This is a genomic window from Pseudomonas sp. SDO5522_S412 (genome assembly GCF_054071215.1).
This window is the reverse complement of sequence record NZ_JBSVWQ010000017.1, coordinates 1-18,867: the sequence shown is the minus strand read 5'-3', so window position 1 is coordinate 18,867 and position 18,867 is coordinate 1. Positions and strand designations below refer to the sequence as shown.

Annotated in this window: 19 protein-coding genes; 11 read left to right on the top strand and 8 right to left on the bottom strand. The window is 60.1% G+C overall.

Translation table 11 applies throughout. The features are described from left to right. Nucleotides 1–15: 15 nt before the first annotated feature. The 7 genes from ACW9I6_RS06580 to ACW9I6_RS06550 form a co-directional block, all read right to left on the bottom strand. On the bottom strand, nucleotides 16–1,158 hold the full coding sequence (locus ACW9I6_RS06580) for a DegT/DnrJ/EryC1/StrS family aminotransferase (protein WP_177050305.1): 1,143 nt from the start codon (nucleotides 1,156–1,158) through the stop codon (nucleotides 16–18). Nucleotides 1,159–1,316: 158 nt separating this feature from the next. Beyond that, on the bottom strand, nucleotides 1,317–1,988 hold the full coding sequence (locus ACW9I6_RS06575) for an outer membrane protein (protein WP_087693280.1): 672 nt from the start codon (nucleotides 1,986–1,988) through the stop codon (nucleotides 1,317–1,319). A 161-nt stretch (nucleotides 1,989–2,149) separates the two neighbouring features. Beyond that, complete coding sequence (locus tag ACW9I6_RS06570; RefSeq protein ID WP_008438896.1) at nucleotides 2,150–2,467, bottom strand: DUF2388 domain-containing protein; 318 nt, start codon at nucleotides 2,465–2,467, stop codon at nucleotides 2,150–2,152. Between the two features lie 69 nt (nucleotides 2,468–2,536). Continuing rightward, nucleotides 2,537–2,983, bottom strand: coding sequence for an NfeD family protein (locus ACW9I6_RS06565; protein WP_008438897.1), 447 nt, complete (start codon nucleotides 2,981–2,983; stop codon nucleotides 2,537–2,539). A gap of 10 nt (nucleotides 2,984–2,993) precedes the next feature. Beyond that, on the bottom strand, nucleotides 2,994–3,914 hold the full coding sequence (locus ACW9I6_RS06560; protein ID WP_003213925.1) for an SPFH domain-containing protein: 921 nt from the start codon (nucleotides 3,912–3,914) through the stop codon (nucleotides 2,994–2,996). 56 nt (nucleotides 3,915–3,970) lie between these two features. Continuing rightward, nucleotides 3,971–5,674: a GspE/PulE family protein gene (locus ACW9I6_RS06555; protein ID WP_178965008.1), complete on the bottom strand. Its 1,704-nt coding sequence runs from the start codon at nucleotides 5,672–5,674 to the stop codon at nucleotides 3,971–3,973. A gap of 84 nt (nucleotides 5,675–5,758) precedes the next feature. Next, nucleotides 5,759–6,097: a hypothetical protein gene (locus tag ACW9I6_RS06550; RefSeq protein WP_102604088.1), complete on the bottom strand. Its 339-nt coding sequence runs from the start codon at nucleotides 6,095–6,097 to the stop codon at nucleotides 5,759–5,761. Nucleotides 6,098–6,224: 127 nt separating this feature from the next. On the opposite strand from ACW9I6_RS06550, the gene ACW9I6_RS06545 reads away from it, so the two are divergent. Beyond that, nucleotides 6,225–6,695, top strand: a complete 471-nt coding sequence (locus tag ACW9I6_RS06545) for an Lrp/AsnC family transcriptional regulator (protein WP_003213920.1) — start codon at nucleotides 6,225–6,227, stop codon at nucleotides 6,693–6,695. A gap of 55 nt (nucleotides 6,696–6,750) precedes the next feature. Here the strand turns inward: ACW9I6_RS06545 and ACW9I6_RS06540 are convergent, their stop codons facing one another. Next, on the bottom strand, nucleotides 6,751–8,118 hold the full coding sequence (locus tag ACW9I6_RS06540) for a CYTH domain-containing protein (RefSeq protein WP_003213918.1): 1,368 nt from the start codon (nucleotides 8,116–8,118) through the stop codon (nucleotides 6,751–6,753). Between the two features lie 158 nt (nucleotides 8,119–8,276). On the opposite strand from ACW9I6_RS06540, the gene argE reads away from it, so the two are divergent. The 10 genes from argE to ACW9I6_RS06490 all read left to right on the top strand — a co-directional run bounded on the left by argE (nucleotide 8,277) and on the right by ACW9I6_RS06490 (nucleotide 18,731). Then, entirely contained in the window at nucleotides 8,277–9,425 is a 1,149-nt protein-coding gene (argE, locus tag ACW9I6_RS06535) for an acetylornithine deacetylase (protein WP_177122665.1), read from the top strand. A 136-nt stretch (nucleotides 9,426–9,561) separates the two neighbouring features. Then, on the top strand, nucleotides 9,562–10,860 hold the full coding sequence (gene argA, locus ACW9I6_RS06530) for an amino-acid N-acetyltransferase (RefSeq protein WP_003213914.1): 1,299 nt from the start codon (nucleotides 9,562–9,564) through the stop codon (nucleotides 10,858–10,860). A 592-nt stretch (nucleotides 10,861–11,452) separates the two neighbouring features. Then, nucleotides 11,453–12,811: an OprD family porin gene (locus tag ACW9I6_RS06525; RefSeq protein ID WP_003213912.1), complete on the top strand. Its 1,359-nt coding sequence runs from the start codon at nucleotides 11,453–11,455 to the stop codon at nucleotides 12,809–12,811. Between the two features lie 273 nt (nucleotides 12,812–13,084). Further along, entirely contained in the window at nucleotides 13,085–13,723 is a 639-nt protein-coding gene (locus ACW9I6_RS06520; RefSeq protein WP_003213910.1) for a peroxiredoxin, read from the top strand. A gap of 317 nt (nucleotides 13,724–14,040) precedes the next feature. Then, entirely contained in the window at nucleotides 14,041–14,634 is a 594-nt protein-coding gene (ssuE, locus tag ACW9I6_RS06515) for an NADPH-dependent FMN reductase (protein WP_003213909.1), read from the top strand. 108 nt (nucleotides 14,635–14,742) lie between these two features. Next, a complete protein-coding gene (locus tag ACW9I6_RS06510; RefSeq protein WP_003213907.1) occupies nucleotides 14,743–15,711 on the top strand; it encodes a sulfonate ABC transporter substrate-binding protein in 969 nt (322 codons plus the stop codon). Between the two features lie 25 nt (nucleotides 15,712–15,736). Next, nucleotides 15,737–16,885: an FMNH2-dependent alkanesulfonate monooxygenase gene (ssuD, locus tag ACW9I6_RS06505; protein ID WP_003213905.1), complete on the top strand. Its 1,149-nt coding sequence runs from the start codon at nucleotides 15,737–15,739 to the stop codon at nucleotides 16,883–16,885. Nucleotides 16,886–16,894: 9 nt separating this feature from the next. Further along, the gene (gene ssuC, locus ACW9I6_RS06500; RefSeq protein WP_008438905.1) at nucleotides 16,895–17,683 is read left to right on the top strand and encodes an aliphatic sulfonate ABC transporter permease SsuC; all 789 of its coding nucleotides are present in this window, start codon (nucleotides 16,895–16,897) and stop codon (nucleotides 17,681–17,683) included. After that, a complete protein-coding gene (gene ssuB, locus ACW9I6_RS06495; RefSeq protein ID WP_008438906.1) occupies nucleotides 17,680–18,486 on the top strand; it encodes an aliphatic sulfonates ABC transporter ATP-binding protein in 807 nt (268 codons plus the stop codon). Before ssuC ends, ssuB begins: the two co-directional genes overlap by 4 nt. A 29-nt stretch (nucleotides 18,487–18,515) precedes the next feature. Beyond that, nucleotides 18,516–18,731, top strand: a complete 216-nt coding sequence (locus ACW9I6_RS06490; protein ID WP_003213899.1) for a TOBE domain-containing protein — start codon at nucleotides 18,516–18,518, stop codon at nucleotides 18,729–18,731. Nucleotides 18,732–18,867 lie beyond the last annotated feature (136 nt).

The window sequence follows — 18,867 nt, the reverse complement described above, 5'->3', positions numbered from 1 at the left end:
GCTCCCGCAAAGGTTTTATCCGCGTTTCAATACTGCTTTTACCGCCGCTACCGAACGCTCTACGTCCGCCTTCGTCATCGCCGTGAACATCGGCAACGACACAATCAAACGCCCCACTTTTTCCGCTACCGGGAACATGCCTTCCTTGAATCCCTGTGCCTTGTACAAGCTCAGCAGGTGGATCGGTGGGTAGTGATAGCCAATGCCGACGCCATGGGCCTGCATCTGCTCCATGAACGTGGCGCGTGCGGGCAGGCCGTCCTGACGCTCCGGCAGTACCAGCTGGAACAGGTGCCAGTTGCTGTTTTCGAAGTCTGCCGGTGGCAATTGCGCACCGTACTGCGCTTCAAAATCACTGCCGAAGCATTCGAAATAGTGACGCGCCAGTTCCTGGCGGTGGGCAGTGATCTTCTCGATATGGGCAAACTGGCCCAGGCCGATGGCTGCTGCGATGTCGGTCATGTTGAACTTGCCGCCCAACACATCCACGTCGAGGCCATCGAAGCCGGTGCGGGTCACGCCCTGCAGGCGATATTTTTCCGCCAGGCGCGCTTCTTCAGCGTTGTTCAATACCAGGCAGCCGCCTTCGGACGAGGTGATGTTCTTGTTCGCCTGGAAGCTGAACGATACGAAATCGCCGGTAGCGCCAATGCGTTGGCCATCCCAGCTGGAACCCAGGGCCTGGGCTGCATCTTCGACGATGCGCAGGTTGTACTTGTTGGCCAGCGCGTAGAGCAATGGCATGTCCAACGGCAGGCCCGCCAGGTATACCGGGATGATTGCCTTGGTGCGCGGTGTGATCGCGGCTTCTACCTGCGCCAGGTCGATATTGCGGGTCACCGGGTCGATGTCGGCGAACACCGGCGTGGCACCGACTTCCAGAATCACGTTGGCCGTGGCTACCCACGAAATCGGGGTGGTGATGACTTCGTCACCAGGCCCGATACCGGCGATGCGCAAGGCAATCTCCATGGTGCAGGTGCCCGAGTTGAAGGTACGCACCGGGCGCCCCCCAAAATATTCCGACAACTGCGCCTCGAACGCCTGCACTTTCGGCCCGCTGGTGATCCAGCCGGAGCGCAGTACGTCGCCTACCGCCGAGATGGTGGCTTCATCAATGGTGGGCTTGGAGAACGGCAGAAAGGGCAGTTGGCTCATGACGTTGAAGGCATCCGTTTCAGAAGGCGATGAGAAAAAAGCATATCAATGCCGGGCATGGTTGCACGGCTCGACTGAATATAGCCTGTCGTCTGTGAATGAATCGTCCCGCCTGAAACAAAAAATGCCGCCTCGGGAGCGGCATTTCAGCATCGGTGTCAGAAGGCAACGCGTGCCTCAAGAAACACGTTCTGCTCTTTGAGCTTGCCTTTGAGCTGTTCGTCCCGGGCGTTTATCCGATTGGCGAACGTGTTGTAGCCGGTCTCGATCCCGCCCATGTCCACGTAACGCCAGCCGGTACCCAGGGTCAGGGTTTCGCTGACCTTGGCATCCAGCCCCAGGCCAACGCTGTAGGCGAAGTTGTATTGGCGATTGCTGGCGAAACGGCGGGTGTCGTTGGTCTGGTAACCCTCGGCGTCAACCTGGGCCACGCCGACTCCCGCCATACCGTAGAACGACAGCCATTCATTCATCGGGATGTTTTTATAACCGTTGAGCATCAGGCGCTGGCTGTCGGTGCGCAGGCTGTTGACGTTGGCATTGAACGGTGCCCAATGGGATTTGAAGGTCGAGTGGCTGGGCATCGTGTATTCCCCCTCCAGGCGCCAGCCATCGGCAAAGGCATAGCCCACGGCGAATGAGCCGGTGAACGTCTTGCTGCTGTCGGGGGCTTCTACCCGGTGGGTTACGCGTGGGCTGGTCAGCAGTGAGCTTGAGAGATTCTGCCGGGCGCTGTTGAGCTTTGCCGACCCGTACCAGCTTTCTGCCTGGGCATAAGGCGTGGCAACCGCGGCGAGCAGCAGGGCGTAGGAGAGTTTTTGCATGGTCATCGATTCACTCAGTCTGAAGGGAATCGATAGCTTGTTGCCGGGCGCGCCTGCAACTCGACAGGACTTTTCCTGTTCAGATGCGGAATCGCCAGCGTCTGGCGTAGGAAATCAGGGCAAAAAAAATGCCGCTCTCGAGGAACGGCATTTTTTATGCGGCGGTATTACTCGGAAGCAATGGCGTTTTTTGCCAGGATAGCGTTCGCCAGGTCCATATCCGTGGCCTTGAGGCCAGGGTTATCGGCGCGGACTTTCTGCATCGCAGCTTCCAGGTATGGGCCACGGATGTTGCCGTCACTGGCGACGAAGCTACCGGCGTCGTCTTGGGCGGCGACTACCATTTTGTGGTCCTTGAAGGTCAGGTACGTCGAGCCGGTCGTGGCACCCGATGAGATGACATTACGCCAGAAGCTGTCGGCCATGGCTGAACCGACAGGAAGGGAAAGCACAGCGAGGGTTGCGACAGCATATTTTAGACGCATGATGGGTGACTCCGACTGGGTTATCTGAACAGTTTGATTGTAGATAGCCCAGCCGAGTTCCATGGATGACTAAACAGTTTCAACCTGCAAAATCACGCCTTCCTGACCAATGACACGTACGTGTGCCCCAGCCGGCGCGTCCGGCCCGGATGCCATCCACACACCGTCACCCACCTTGATCTTGCCACGGCCCTCGACGATGGCCTGATGCACCACAAAGGTGCGACCGATCAACTCGGAGCCGCGCATGTTCAGCCCCGGCTGGTCGCTGACCTTGGCGCTGCTGCGCTGGCGTCGCCACCAGTACACCGCCGTGAGGATCGACAACACGGCGAACAGCAGCAGTTGCCACTCCAGCCCCAGGCTCGGCACCAGGAACTTGATCACGCCCACGGCTGCCGCGGCGATGCCCATCCACAGCAGATAACCACCGGCACCGAACACTTCAAGGATCAACAGCACCGTGCCCAGTGCCAGCCAGTCCCAAAACGACAGGTGCTGCAGGAATTCCCACATGGTGCGTGCCTCAGGCTTTCTTGTTGTCGAAGGTTGCCTTGACGATTTCGCCGATGCCGCCGACTGCGCCAATCACCTGGCTGGCTTCCAGCGGCATCAGGATCACCTTGCTGTTGTTGGCCGAGGCCAGCTTGCCCAGTGCGTCGATGTATTTCTGGGCGACGAAGTAGTTGATGGCCTGCACGTTACCGGTGGCGATGGCTTCCGATACCACTTGAGTGGCGCGGGCTTCGGCCTCGGCCTGACGTTCGCGGGCTTCGGATTCCAGGAAGGCGGCCTGACGACCACCTTCGGCCTCCAGGATCTGCGCCTGCTTCTTGCCTTCGGCGGTCAGGATCGCGGAGGCTCGCAGGCCTTCGGCCTCGAGGATCTGCGCACGCTTGATCCGCTCGGCCTTCATCTGGCCGGACATGGCGGCCATCAGGTCGGCAGGCGGGCTGATGTCCTTGATCTCGATCCGGGTGATCTTGATGCCCCACGGTGCGGTGGCTTCGTCGACGGTGCGCAGCAGTTTTTCGTTGATGCCGTCACGCTGGCTGAGCATCGCATCCAGCTCCATGGAGCCGAGCACGGTACGGATGTTGGTTTGCAGCAGGTTGCGGATGGCGTGTTCGAGGTTGTTCACCTCGTAGGCAGCCTGGGCGGTATTGACCACCTGGAAGAAGCACACGGCGTCGATTTGCACCGTGGCGTTGTCAGCGGTGATGACTTCCTGGGGTGGGATATCCAGCACGCTTTCCATCACGTTGATCTTGCGACCGATGCGGTCCATGACCGGAATGATGATGTTCAGGCCGGGCTTGAGGGTGTTGGTGTAGCGGCCGAAGCGCTCGACTGTCCACTGGTAACCCTGCGGGACCACCTTGAAACCCATGAAGAGGATGGCGACGGCCAAGCCTACAAAAAGAAGCAGTACGGTTCCGATCTGCATAACGATTCCTTGTCTGGTGACGGTGAAGCGAGGTTTTTCCGATTGTAACGGTGTTGTCACGGATAAGGACGGATTACCGCGCCATCGATCAAAGGATTTGTTTCTGAATCCCCAGGCGTCACTCGCAGTACCTCTTCAAGTGTTGTCAGTCCTGCCATTACCTTGCGCATACCGGCCGACCGCAAGCTGCACATTCCCTGGTCAAGGGCCGCCAGACGCAGGGCCTGGAGGTCGGTGCCCGGGCTGACCAGGGCCTTGAGGCGATCGTTCATCAGCATGATCTCGTAGACCCCGGCTCGACCCCGATAGCCACTTTCCCGGCACTCGCCGCAACCCACTGCCTGATGGACCTGCCCGGCTTGCCGCTTGCAGTGCGGGCACAACAGCCTGACCAGGCGCTGGGCCATCACCCCCAGCAGCGTGGCATTGATCAGGTAATGGGGAATGCCCAGTTCCAGCAAGCGGCTGATGGCGCCGGGCGCATCGTTGGTGTGCAACGTCGACAGCACCAGATGCCCGGTCAGGGCGGCCTGGATCGCCATTTCTGCGGTTTCCAGGTCGCGAATCTCGCCGATCATGATGATGTCCGGGTCCTGGCGCATCAGGGCGCGGATGCCGCTGGCGAAGGTCAGGTCGATGTTGTGCTGCACCTGCATCTGGTTGAAGGCCGGCTCCACCATCTCGATCGGGTCTTCGACGGTGCACAGGTTGACCTCGCGAGTGGCCAGTTGCTTGAGCGTGGTGTACAGCGTGCTGGTCTTGCCGGAACCGGTAGGGCCGGTGACCAGGATGATGCCGTTGGCCTGGCCGGTCATGGATTGCCAGCGTTGCAGGTCGTCGTTGGAAAGTCCCAGTTGCTGGAAATCCTTGTGCAGCACCTGCGGGTCAAAAATTCGCATCACCAGCTTTTCGCCGAAGGCTATGGGCAAGGTCGACAGGCGCAGTTCCACTTCCCCGCCCGTGGGGCTTTTGGTCTTCACCCGGCCGTCCTGGGGTTTGCGTTTTTCCGCCACGTTCATCCGGCCCAGGCTTTTCAGGCGGCTGACCACCGCCATCGTCACCTGGGATGGGAATTGATAGACGTCATGCAGCAGCCCGTCGATGCGAAAACGCACGCGCCCCTGATCACGTCCGGGTTCGATATGGATATCACTGGCCCGCTGGCCAAAGGCGTACTGCAACAGCCAGTCGACGATGTTGACGATGTGCGCGTCGTTGGCGTCGGGCTCCTGGTCGCTGGCGCCGAGATTGAGCAGTTGTTCGATATTCGGCGCGCCGGAGGTTTTTTGATCAATGGCGCCGCTGACCGATTTCGCCAGTCGGTAAAACTCCACGGTGCAGCGCTGGATCTCCTGGGGATTGGCCAGCACCCGCTTGATGGAGCGCTTCAACACCTGAGCCAGGCCGGCTTCCCAACTGCACACGTAAGGCTGGGCACTGGCGACGGTAACGCTGTGGGCGTCGACCGCAACGGCCAGGATCTTGTGGCGCTGGGCAAAGGCATAGGACATCAGCGGCACCACCGCCGCGACGTCGATTTTCAACGGATCGATACGCAGGTAGGGCTGGCCGCAGTGGCGGGCGAGCCATTCGGTCAGCATTTCCAGAGACGGCCCCTGGCTGGCAATGCATTCCAGGGGATGCAGCCCACTGTTCGCCGGTAGGGCCAGGTCGGCGGGCACCAGGCCCTGGTCGATCAGGGCAGGCAACAACTGATGGATTTCCAGCCAGCGATCCTGGGGATTTGGCGCAACGGACATGGTGACGTTCCTGGGCAACGATTAGGCGTAGTCCTCAGGCTAGTCACCCTTTGCGCTTCGGCCTCCGAGGTATATTGCAGGCTTTTACTGAGCGGCCGCCTGGACCGCCAGAGGCCGCGCAGCATCTGCCGGGCGCAGCTCCAGCGAGCACACACTGATCAGGTTACGAAGTTTTTCGCCGATCACCTGGGCCCGGTGCCAGCTCAGGCCATCCATCACGATATCGATCGCCAGCAGGTCGTCTTCACGCTGCACGCTCACCTGACGTGGCACCAGGAACTGCAGGGCAAAATAGTTGAGCACCCGGCACAGCACGTCGGGTTCAGCCTCGGCGAGGATTTGATAGTGCGCCTGGCAGTGGGCATTGCTGACGGCCCAGGCGTCAACGCGTTGGGCGGGGTGGGAGGCTTCGACGACGTGCATGATGATTCTCCGGATTCGACTGGAGAAATTTTTGCATTCGTCGCGGGAAATTTCTTATCTAAAACAGCCTGTATTGGCTTATAAGAGAATCATGTAATTCTTTAAATCATGATTAATGGGTATTTCTATGCACGCTGAATTGGACGTGTACGACCGGCGCATTCTCGCGCTGTTGCAGGAAGACGCTTCGCTCTCCAGCGCGCAGATCGCCGAACAGGTCGGCCTGTCGCAGTCGCCGTGCTGGCGCCGGATTCAGCGGCTGAAAGAGGAGGGTGTGATTCGCGGCCAGGTCACCCTGCTGGATCGCAAGAAAATCGGCCTTAATACGCAGATTTTTGCCGAGGTGAAACTCAACGCCCACGGCCGTTCCAACTTCACTGAGTTCACCGAGGCGATTCGCGGTTTTCCGCAAGTGCTGGAATGTTATGTGCTGATGGGCGCGGTGGACTTTTTACTGCGGATCGTCACGTCGGACATCGAGGCGTATGAGCGGTTTTTCTTTGAGAAGCTGTCGATGGTGCCGGGGATTCAGGAGGTCAACTCGATAGTGGCCTTGTCGGAGATCAAGTCCACCACGAGTTTGCCGGTGTTGCGCTGATAGTTGTCTTGGCCTGATTTAGTGAAGAGGGAGCAAGCTCCCTCGCCACAAGGTTTTACAGGCGCAGCAGGGTTTTCCAGGCGCGATTCTGATACACCGCAATCGCCTGATGCATCCGCGCATCCAGCGACTCATCGGTGATCGGCTGGTTGGCCAGGTGCGCCAGCTTGTTCAGCTCGCCATACAAACGGTCCAGCTCGGCGATATCCAGCACCTGGCGTGCATGGTGCAGCCAGGCCAGGATGCGTTCGATACGCGGCAGTTGCTCGGCCAGGTCTTCCGGCTGTTGCTGGTAGCGCGGCAGTTGCAGGGCAACGGCGTCATCGGCCAGCAGGCGCGGCAGCCAGTTGGCCAGCTGTGCAGCGCCCTGGCGATTGCCACGCACGTTGCGATCCGCGGCCCAGGTGCGGGCCAGCAGCCAGCGGGAAGTGGTCAGGGAGAACAAACCCCAGCGCACGTCTTCCAGTTCTTCGGCGAACTGCTCCGGCGCGGCCTTGCGGATGTCTTCATCGTCGTCACCGGCCTGGACCAGCGGACGCCAGTCTTCCAGCAAGGCGTCCAGTGCGGCGCGCAATTCGCTGGTGGACTGACGCGGTGCGGCCTGGCCGAGGCTGCCGAGCAGAGCCCGCAGTTCGCCGAGGTTTTCCACCCAGTCCTGCAGCAGACGCCAGTGGCCGTTGAAACGGTATTGCTCGGCCAGGCGCTGGCTGCTGCCCAACAGATGCCACATGACGGCAGCAAATGCGTCGTCCAGCGGCATTTCGGCGTGCAGCACCGGTGCCGGCAGGCTCAGGGAGTAGCTGTTGGCGTCGAACAGGCGATAGCCACGCTCGGCCTTGCTGATATCGCACGGCATCAGCGCCAGGGTCGCGGCCAGTTCAGCGGCCAGTTCCAGCAGGGCGGCCGGGTCGCCTTCGCGCAGTTCCAGTTCCAGCTCGCAGATTTCTTCTTTCTGCTTGCCGGCAACCACGTGGCCCAGGTCCAGGGCGGCTTCGATCACCACCTTGGCCTTGCCGCGGCCCCAGGCGATTTCAGCGCGTTCGCGGACGAAATCGGTGGTGAAGATCGGCTTGAGGGTCTTTTTGTCCAGCTCGGCCAGTTGCTCGGGCCAGCATTCGCCGTCGAGTTTCTTCACGTCGAGCTTGGCTTTGGCCAGGTCCCAGTTGTACTCATTGCGTTCCGACAAGCCGGCGACGCTCTGGCCACGGGTCTTGAGGGTCTGGATCACTTCGTCGCCGTCTTTGCGCAGGCGCAGGGCCACTTTGGCCTGGGCCAGGTCGCGTTCCGGGGTGTCGAAGTACTGGTTCATCAACTCACGGCGTTCCCAGCCACTTTTGTTGCGTTTTTTCAGTAACGGGTGCTCACGCAGCGCGGCGAGGGTTTCGCGGCTGACACGGAGCTTGATTTCGGTTTCTTTCTGCATGGCCGGAAAATCCAGGATCGGGAGCGCAGCCGGGGAAAAGAGTGGCTGCCAAGGTCGTGCAGTGTACAGGACTGAGCCCGGCAACGTGCCGCAACGGTTTATTGTGTCACTCAGATAGCTCTATGATGGGGTTCGTCCGGGAAGTTGAGAGACAGCGCATGCCTTTACCGTCCATGAAAGATCAATTCGCCGCGCTGATTGCCGCGCCTTCGGTCAGTTGTACCCAGGCCTCTCTCGACCAATCCAACCGCCCGGTCATCGATTTGCTCGCCACCTGGCTGGCAGACCTGGGCTTTGCCTGCGACATCCAACAGGTCAGCCCAGGCAAATTCAACCTGTTGGCCAGTTTCGGCACCGGCCCTGGCGGCCTGGTGTTGGCGGGCCACAGTGACACCGTGCCGTACGACGGCGCCCTATGGCAGACCGATCCGCTCAAGCTGACGGAAGTCGACGGCCGCTGGGTAGGACTGGGCAGCTGTGACATGAAGGGCTTTTTCGCCCTGGTGATCGAAGCCGTCCAGCCGTTGCTCGACCAGCCTTTCAAGCAGCCGCTGCTGATTCTTGCTACCTGCGATGAAGAAAGCTCCATGGCCGGTGCTCGTGCACTGGCCGAGGCGGGTCGTCCCTTGGGCCGTGCGGCGGTGATCGGTGAACCCACCGGCCTCAAACCCATCCGCCTGCACAAGGGCGTAATGATGGAGCGCATCGATATCCTCGGGCGCAGCGGCCATTCGTCGGACCCAAGCCTGGGCCACAGCGCCCTCGAAGCCATGCATGACGCCATTGGCGAACTGCGTGGCCTGCGCCTGGCCTGGCAGCGCGAATACCGCAATCCGCAGTTCAGCGTGCCGCAGCCGACCATGAACTTCGGCTGCATCCACGGTGGCGACAACCCCAACCGCATCTGCGGCCAATGCTCCCTGGAATTCGACCTGCGGCCCCTGCCGGGCATGGATCCCCAGGTGCTGCGCGCTGCCATCCGGCAGAAGCTCGAACCCTTGGCCGAGCGCCATCAGGTGAAGATCGACTACGCGCCGCTGTTCCCCGAAGTGCCGCCGTTCGAGCAGGCCGAGGATGCAGAGTTGGTGCGGGTAGCTGAACGACTTACCGGTCATCGCGCCGAAGCAGTGGCGTTCGGCACCGAAGCGCCTTATCTTCAGCGCCTTGGTTGCGAGACCCTGGTGCTTGGCCCTGGCGATATCGCCTGCGCCCACCAGCCAGGCGAGTACCTTGAAATGTCACGCTTGACGCCTACAGTGCGTCTATTGCGTGAACTGATTCAACATTACTGCCTGATACCTGCATAAATTAACCCCTGCCCATCCGTACATAGAAGGAGAGCGAGCGTGTCGCCAAGCCTGTTCCGACGATAACCAACAGCCCGCTGTGCGTTTTTGCGATTCATCCATTTTTGGCTGCTTTTTATTACAGGCCCAGGTTTTTATGCCCGAATACGTCAATTGGCTTCGTCACGCTTCGCCTTACATCAATGCCCACCGGGATTGCACCTTTGTCGTCATGCTGCCGGGCGATGGTGTAGAGCACCCGAACTTCGGCAATATCGTCCACGACCTGGTGCTGCTCCACAGCCTGGGCGTGCGACTGGTGCTGGTCCACGGTTCGCGCCCGCAAATTGAAACCCGCCTCGCCGCCCGCGGCCTGACCCCGGCTTACCACGAAGGCTTGCGCATCACCGATGCCGCGACTCTGGAGTGCGTGATCGATGCGGTCGGCCATCTGCGCATTGCTATCGAAGCGCGCTTGTCGATGGACATGGCCTCTTCGCCGATGCAGGGCTCGCGCCTGCGGGTGGCCAGCGGCAACCTGGTGACGGCGCGCCCGATCGGTGTACTTGAAGGCGTCGACTATCACCACACCGGCGAAGTGCGCCGGGTCGACCGCAAGGGCATCAACCGCCTGCTGGACGAGCGCTCCATCGTGCTGCTGTCGCCGCTGGGCTACTCGCCTACCGGCGAAATCTTCAACCTCGCCTGTGAAGACGTCGCCACCCGCGCGGCCATCGACCTGGGCGCGGACAAGTTGCTGCTGTTCGGTGCCGATCTCGGCCTGATCGACGAGCACGGCCGCCTGGTGCGTGAATTGCGGCCGCAACAGGTGCCCGCGCACCTGCAACGCCTGGGCAACAACTACCAGGCCGAATTGCTGGACGCGGCCGCCGAGGCTTGCCGTGGCGGCGTAGGGCGCAGCCACATTGTCAGTTATGCCGAAGATGGTGCCTTGCTGACCGAGCTGTTCACCCGGGATGGCGGCGGTACGCTGGTGGCCCAGGAACAGTTCGAACTGGTGCGCGAAGCGGCGATTGAAGACGTCGGCGGGTTGCTGGACCTGATCAGCCCGCTGGAAGAGCAGGGGATTCTGGTGCGTCGTTCCCGGGAAGTGCTGGAGCGGGAAATCGAGCAGTTCAGCGTGGTGGAACGTGAAGGCATGATCATCGCCTGTGCGGCGCTGTATCAGATCGCCGACTCCGACGCAGGGGAGCTGGCGTGCCTGGCCGTGAACCCGGAGTACCGTCATGGCGGTCGCGGTGACGAGCTGCTGGAGCGCATCGAGACCCGTGCCCGGGCCCAGGGTTTGAAGACGCTCTTCGTGCTGACGACCCGTACCGCCCACTGGTTCCGCGAACGTGGTTTTGTGCCGAGCACGGTGGATCGCCTGCCGTCGGCGCGGGCGTCGTTATACAACTATCAGCGTAATTCGAAGATTTTCGAAAAGGCGTTGTAAGGCTAAGGGGCGAGGGGGCAATCCTCTCGCCTGTCACTTTGGCGAGTCGTGCTCCTCGGCGGACGCATCGGCCCTGAACACAGGGTTTGCCAATTTATACATATAACTGACATCAAAGTGACATTATCACCGGGTACGGTGAGGTGGATTGCTGGGACGGCAGAAAAGTTTCATCGATACAAAAACTGTAACAAATTGACGGAATGATGTGCGTTTGGCCATGATGGCGTCGCGTTTTTGATCGTGAGTGACGTATGACCCCGTTTGGTCAACACAAAACGATCTAAAAAAGCGCAAAGACATACTCTTTCGGAAAACGCTTATGGAGCGGCATCGCCTGTCGGCTTGACCGTCCCATGGAAAGCGTTATTCCTGAATGGTATGAAAAAGGACGAAACAATTCTTTTTGGGTGTATGAAAAACTCATTACCCTGCAAGGACCAAATTAACTGCGGTTAGACGAAAGTAGTAGACACACAAGGTTACGATTGACTTGTCAGTCACTATCCGGTGCTAATCGCGCATCTGTGGATCGAGGGCGTCAGACCCGAGACCTAAGAAATACAAAAATTAGAAATGAGAGGAGCGGTACATGAAGAAGTCAACATTGGCGTTGGCCGTAGCTTTGGGGGCAATCGCCCAACAAGCAGGCGCCGCTGGTTTTATCGATGACAGCAAGATCACGCTGGGCGTACGTAACTTTTACATCAACACCGACAACCGCGATCTGAAGCCATCGGCTACCTCGAACACCCGCAGCAAAAACGCTGAATGGGGTCAGGGTTTCGACCTGCGTTTCATCTCGGGTTTTACCCAAGGTACTGTGGGCTTCGGTCTTGACGCCATCGGCCTGTACGGCGTGCGTCTGGATTCCAGCCGCGCTGATCACGGTAACTACACTGGTACTGCTTCCGGCGGCACCGTGTTCCCAAGTGATGGCAACAAGGCCGTTCACGATTTCGCCAGCCTGGGCGTGACCGGTAAGGTCAAGATCTCCCAAACCGTGCTGAAGATCGGTACCTTGCAGCCGAACAACCCGGTGATCAAGACCAACGACGGTCGTCTGTTGCCACAAACCTTCCAGGGCGGCGAGATCTCTTCGAACGAGTTCAAGGACCTGACCCTGACTGCTGGTCAGATCGAGCACTCCAAAGGCCGTAACTCCAGCAACAATGAAGGTCTGTCCCTGGCCGGTGCCAACGGCAGCTCGAACTACGACGCTGGTAACTTCGTCAACAAGTTCTACTACGCCGGTGCTGACTACAAAATCAACAAAGACCTGACCGCTTCGTACTACTTCGGCGAGCTGAAGGATTTCTACTCTCAGAACTTCCTGGGCCTGGTCCACAACTGGGCGATCGGTCCTGGCGTCCTGAAAAGTGACCTGCGCTACTACCGCAGCCGTGACAACGGTGCCAACGGTGATACTGCCGGTTACTACACCTCCGGCTACTACTCGGATCATCCGACCAACGCCACCAAGGTCAAAGGTAAGGTCGACAACGACCTGTACAGCTACCTGGCGCTGTACTCGGTTGCCGGTCACACCTTCGGTGCTGGCTACCAGTACACCAAGGGCGACAGCGACTTCCCTTGGCTGAACCAAGGTGACGGCTCGTCTAACAGCACCATCACCGACATGCAAATCCAGAAGTTTGCCCGTGCTGGCGAACGTACCTGGCAAGCTCGCTACGCCTATGACTTCGCCAAGATCGGCGTACCTGGCCTGACTGCCGGTGTGGTTTACCTCAAAGGTAGCAACATCGACACCACCGTCGGCGAGCGTAACGAGTGGGAACGCGACCTGACCCTGGCTTACGTTGTTCCAGAAGGTCCGCTGAAAAACCTGGGCGTTGCCTGGAAAAACGCGATGTGGCGTACCGACCTGGCGAACACCCGTTCCCAGGACGAAAACCGCGTAATCCTCAGCTACACCTACGCGTTCAAGTAAGAGCGTAAAACCTTGCCCGGCGCAATGCCGGGCAGGGTGCTTTACTTTTCAAGCCGGGCTCAACCCCCGCAAGCCCGTCCTGAACCCCTCTTTGTACAGCGTCTCAAGGCCTTCTCGAACCTTGAAGCGGATGTTGATCCACGCCCGTTGCCAAGTCCAATGAACAGATTTTTAATATTCCTTTATCGTCTAGATAAATCGATATTTATTCTTTTTAAATAATCCGCGACACAGGCACAGTGGGCTCCATAAGCACTCATCAGGAGCCACACCATGAGCCTCAGACTGGGCGACATCGCCCCCGACTTTGAACAGGATTCCAGCGCCGGCAAGATTCGCTTCCACGAGTGGCTGGGCGATAGCTGGGGCGTGCTGTTTTCCCACCCGGCGGACTTTACCCCGGTGTGCACCACCGAGCTGGGTTTCACCGCCAAGCTCAAGGATGAATTCGCCAAGCGGGGCGTCAAGGCCATTGCGCTGTCGGTGGACCCGGTGGACTCCCACCACAAGTGGATCGAAGACATCAACGAAACCCAGAACACCATCGTCAACTTCCCGATCCTGGCCGACGCTGACCGCAAGGTCTCCGACCTGTACGACCTGATCCACCCGAATGCCAGTGACACCCTTACCGTGCGTTCGCTGTTCGTGATTGATCCGAACAAAAAGATTCGCCTGACCATCACCTACCCGGCCAGCACCGGTCGCAACTTCCACGAAATCCTGCGGGTGATCGACTCGCTGCAACTGACCGACAACCACAAAGTCGCGACCCCGGCCAACTGGCAGGACGGTGACGAAGTGGTGATAGTGCCGTCGCTCAAGGACGAGGAAGAGATCAAGAAACGCTTTCCGAAGGGTTACCGGGCGGTGAAGCCGTACCTGCGGCTCACCCCTCAACCGAATCGCTGACACACAACCACATGTGGGAGCGGGCTTGCTCGCGAATGCGCACCGTCAGGTAGCGCATCCTTTAATGACACACCGCTTTCGCGAGCAAGCCCGCTCCCACACTTGCGCGCATTTCAAGTCTCACATAGCAGGGGTTTTAAGGCCGTTTCGACGGCCTTTTTTTATGCCTGCGATTTAGTCGGCAGCATATGCATTTAAAGAATAAACAAATGAAAAAATAAGATTTATAGATATATAAATTGGCTGATATGGTCTGTCCCATCTTGGCGCCATCGCCACATAGCGAACCGCCGACACTTTCCAAAGGAATTTCCTACATGCTGGTCGTAACACTTGGTGGTAGCCCCAGCCAACGTTCCCGGTCCGGGGTCTTGCTGGATCACACCCGCAACTGGTTGCAGCAACAAGGCGTGGAAGTGGTGAGTTATCAGATACGGGACTTCCCGGCCGAAGACTTGCTGCACGCGCGGTTCGATAGCCCGAAAATCATCGACCTGTTGCAGCAAGTGGCGAACGCCGATGGCCTGGTGATCGCCACGCCGGTGTACAAGGCTTCGTTTTCCGGCGCGCTGAAAACCATCCTCGACCTGCTGCCTGAACGCGCCCTGGCCCACAAAATAGTGTTGCCGATGGCCACCGGCGGCAGCATCGCCCACATGCTCGCGGTGGACTACGCGCTGAAGCCGGTGCTGTCGGCATTGAAAGCCCAGGAATTGCTCCACGGGATTTTCGCCGAAGACAGCCAGATCGCCTACGGCGAAGGCAGCGCCCAGGCGCAACTGGTGCCGGTGCTGGAACAACGCTTGAGCGAGGCCCTGGAGACGTTCTACAGCGCCATGGCCCGCCGCCCGAAACCCCTTGACCCCAATGTGTTGAATGAACGTTTGTTGAGTGCTCGCTGGAGCATTTAAGCCTTACCCAGCTTTACCTGAATTCGACAAGTACTACTCACCTTACTCAGCCGCCAACGGCCAAGCAGGTGCAGCCAACCCCCTAATCGTATATTTGGAGAGAGCGCCATGCGCACTGTCATCTTGCGTCGTGGTCTGGTCGCACTGTTTGCTGCGGCTGTGTCCTTCGGCGCCATTGTTCAAGCCCAGGCCGCCGAAACCTTGCGGATCGGCTATCAGAAATACGGCACCCTGGTGCTGCTCAAGGCCAAGGGCTCGCTGGAAAAGCGCCTGGCCGAGCAGGGCGTGCAAGTGCAGTGGACCGAGTTTCCCGGCGGCCCGCAGCTGCTGGAAGGATTGAACGTAGGCTCCATCGACTTCGGCGTGACGGGTGAAACCCCGCCAGTGTTCGCCCAGGCTGCCGGTGCCGATCTGCTCTACGTCGCCTATGAACCGCCGGCGCCTACCAGCGAAGCGATCCTGGTACCGAAAGACTCGCCGATCAAATCGGTGCAAGACCTCAAGGGCAAGAAAGTCGTCCTCAATAAAGGCTCCAACGTGCACTACCTGCTGGTACGTGCCCTGGAAGATGCCGGCCTGAAATACACCGACGTGCAGACCGTGTTCCTGCCGCCCGCCGATGCCCGCGCCGCGTTCGAGCGTGGCAGCGTCGATGCCTGGGTGATCTGGGACCCGTACCAGGCAGCCGCCGAGAAGCAACTGCAAGCCCGCACCCTGCGTGACGGCACCGGCATTGCCGACAACCATCAGTTCTACCTGGCCACCAAGCCGTACGCCGAAAAACACCCTGAAGTGATCAAGACGCTGGTGGAAGAAGTCCGCGCCGTGGGCGAATGGTCCAAGGCCAACCCGGAACAAGTCACCGAACAAGTTGCTCCGCTGCTGGGCCTGCCGGCCGACATCACCCTGACCTCGGTAAAACGCCAGGGCTACGGTGCGCAGTTCCTGACGCCTGAAGTGATCGCGGCGCAGCAGAAAATCGCCGACAGCTTCTACCAACTCAAATTGATCCCCAAACCCTTGAGCATCAAGGACGTGATCTGGACACCACCTGCCGCCGTTGCCAAAGCGCCGTAATCCGACTTCTTCAGGAGACAACTCCATGAGCCTCAATATTTTCTGGTTTCTGCCTACCCACGGCGACGGCCATTACCTTGGCACCGCCGAAGGCGCTCGCGCCGTTGATCACGGTTATCTGCAGCAAGTGGCCCAGGCGGCCGACCGCCTTGGCTTCGGCGGGGTACTGATCCCCACCGGCCGCTCCTGCGAAGATTCGTGGCTGGTGGCGGCGTCGCTGATCCCGGTGACCCAACGCTTGAAATTCCTTGTCGCGCTGCGCCCCGGGATCATTTCCCCGACAGTGGCTGCGCGTCAGGCCGCGACCCTGGATCGTCTGTCCGGCGGCCGCGCGTTGTTCAACCTGGTGACCGGTGGAGACCCGGATGAATTGGCCGGCGACGGTTTGTTCCTGAGCCATGAAGAGCGTTACCAGGCGTCGGTGGAGTTCACCCGCATCTGGCGCCGCGTACTGGAAGGCGAGACCGTCGATTACGACGGCCAGCACATCAGCGTCAAAGGCGCCAAGTTGCTCTATCCGCCGATCCAGCAACCGCGTCCGCCGCTGTATTTCGGTGGCTCTTCCGAAGCGGCCCAGGACCTGGCAGCCGAACAAGTGGAAATGGTCCTGACCTGGGGCGAGCCTCCGGCTGCGGTGGCGGAAAAGATTGCACAGGTTCGCGCCAAGGCCGCCAAGCTCGGGCGTACCCTGCGCTTCGGCATTCGCCTGCATGTGATCGTGCGTGAAACCAACGCCGAAGCCTGGCAGGCCGCCGACAAACTGATCTCCCACGTGGACGATGAAACCATCGCCCGCGCCCAGGCGTCGTTGTCGCGCTTTGATTCCGTAGGCCAGCAACGCATGGCCGCCTTGCACGGCGGCAGTCGCGACAACCTGGAAGTCAGCCCCAACCTGTGGGCGGGCGTAGGCCTGGTACGCGGTGGCGCCGGCACGGCACTGGTGGGCGATGGCCCGACCGTGGCCGCGCGGGTGAAGGAATACGCGGACCTCGGTATCGATACCTTTATCTTCTCCGGCTATCCACACCTGGAAGAGTCGTATCGCGTAGCGGAGTTGCTGTTCCCGCATCTGGACATCGAGCGTCCCGAGTTGCCGAAAGGCGCCGGCTACGTCAGCCCGTTCGGCGAAATGGTCGCCAACGACATTCTTCCCAAAGCTGCGTCCCAGAGCTGAGGCGCCGCCATGAACCTTGAAAAGTTAAGTCATCGATTGGCGCCCTGGGCGCTGCCGATCCTGTTACTGGCGGTATGGCAGCTGTCCGTCTCGGCCGGCTGGTTGTCGACGCGCATTCTGCCGGCACCCAGCGCGGTGATCGAAGCGGGTGTCAGCCTGGTGCGCAGCGGCGAAATCTGGACCCACCTGGCCATCAGCGGCTGGCGTGCGGGCCTGGGCTTTGTGATCGGCGGCAGCATCGGCCTGACCCTGGGGTTTATCACCGGCCTGTCGACCTGGGGTGAACGCCTGCTGGACAGCTCGGTGCAGATGATCCGCAACGTGCCGCACCTGGCGCTGATCCCGCTGGTGATCCTGTGGTTCGGCATCGACGAGACGGCGAAGATATTCCTGGTCGCCCTCGGCACACTGTTCCCGATCTATCTCAATACTTACCACGGCATCCGCAACGTCGACCCGGCGCTGGTGGAAATGGCCCGCAGTTATGGCCTGTCCGGTTTCAGCCTGTTTCGCCAAGTGATTTTGCCGGGCGCCTTGCCTTCGATTCTGGTGGGCGTGCGCTTCGCGCTGGGCTTTATGTGGCTGACGTTGATCGTCGCGGAAACCATCTCCGCCAGTTCCGGTATCGGCTACCTGGCGATGAACGCCCGGGAATTCCTGCAGACCGACGTGGTGGTTCTGGCGATCGTGCTTTACGCGGTCCTCGGCAAGCTGGCAGACCTGGCGGCGCGAGGCCTGGAGCGAGTCTGGCTGCGCTGGCACCCAGCTTATCAAGTGAATAAAGGAGGTGCGGCATGACCGCTCAACAACCTCCACGCCTGCTGCGGGGCATTCCCCTGGCAGTGCGCAAGTTGCGCAAGGCTTTCGGCGCGCGGGAAGTGCTGAAGGAAATCGACCTGCATATTCCTGCCGGTCAATTCGTGGCGGTCGTGGGCCGCAGTGGCTGCGGCAAAAGTACCTTGCTGCGCCTGCTGGCCGGGCTGGACAAAGCCAGCGGCGGCGAACTGCTCGCCGGCTCCGCGCCGCTGAGCGAAGCGATTGAAGACACGCGGTTGATGTTCCAGGAAGCGCGCCTGCTGCCGTGGAAAAAGATCATCGACAACGTGGGCCTTGGCCTCAAGGGCAACTGGCGCCCGCAGGCACTGGAAGCGCTGGAAGCGGTCGGCCTGGCCGAGCGCGCCAATGAGTGGCCGGCGGCGTTGTCCGGTGGCCAGAAGCAGCGCGTGGCCCTGGCCCGCGCCCTGATCCACCAACCGCGCCTGTTGCTGCTGGACGAACCGCTGGGAGCGCTGGATGCCCTGACCCGGATCGAGATGCAGCAACTGATCGAGAACCTCTGGCAGAAGCACGGCTTCACCGTGTTGCTGGTGACCCACGACGTCAGCGAAGCCGTGGCCATTGCCGATCGGGTGATTTTGATCGAAGACGGCGAAATCGGCCTCGACCTGCACGTGGAACTCCCACGTCCGCGGGTGCGTGGCTCCCACCGCCTGGCGGCGCTGGAAACCGAAGTGCTTAACCGTGTGTTGTCGCTGCCCGGCACCCCGCCGGAACCCGAACCTGTTTCACCGCTGCCTACGCAATTGCGTTGGGCTCAATAACTCACTTGTCTTACACAGGAAGAACGACCATGACTATCAAAGCCATCAACGTGCGTAACCAGTTCAAAGGCACCATCAAGGAAATCGTCGAAGGCGACGTGCTGTCGGAAATCGACGTACAGACCGCGTCCGGTATCGTCACTTCCGTGATCACCACCCGCTCGGTGAAAGAGCTGGAACTGGTGATCGGCAGTGAAGTGATTGCCTTCGTGAAATCCACCGAGGTGTCGATCGCCAAGTTGTGATCAATGGTTCGCACAAACCCCGAAGGTGAAAGCCTGTCGGGGTTTTTGTCGTTCTCAAGAGTGCTTTCGCGAGCAAGCCCGCTCCCACATTTGACCGAGTTCTACCTTTGGAATACGGTCGAATGTGGGAGCGGGC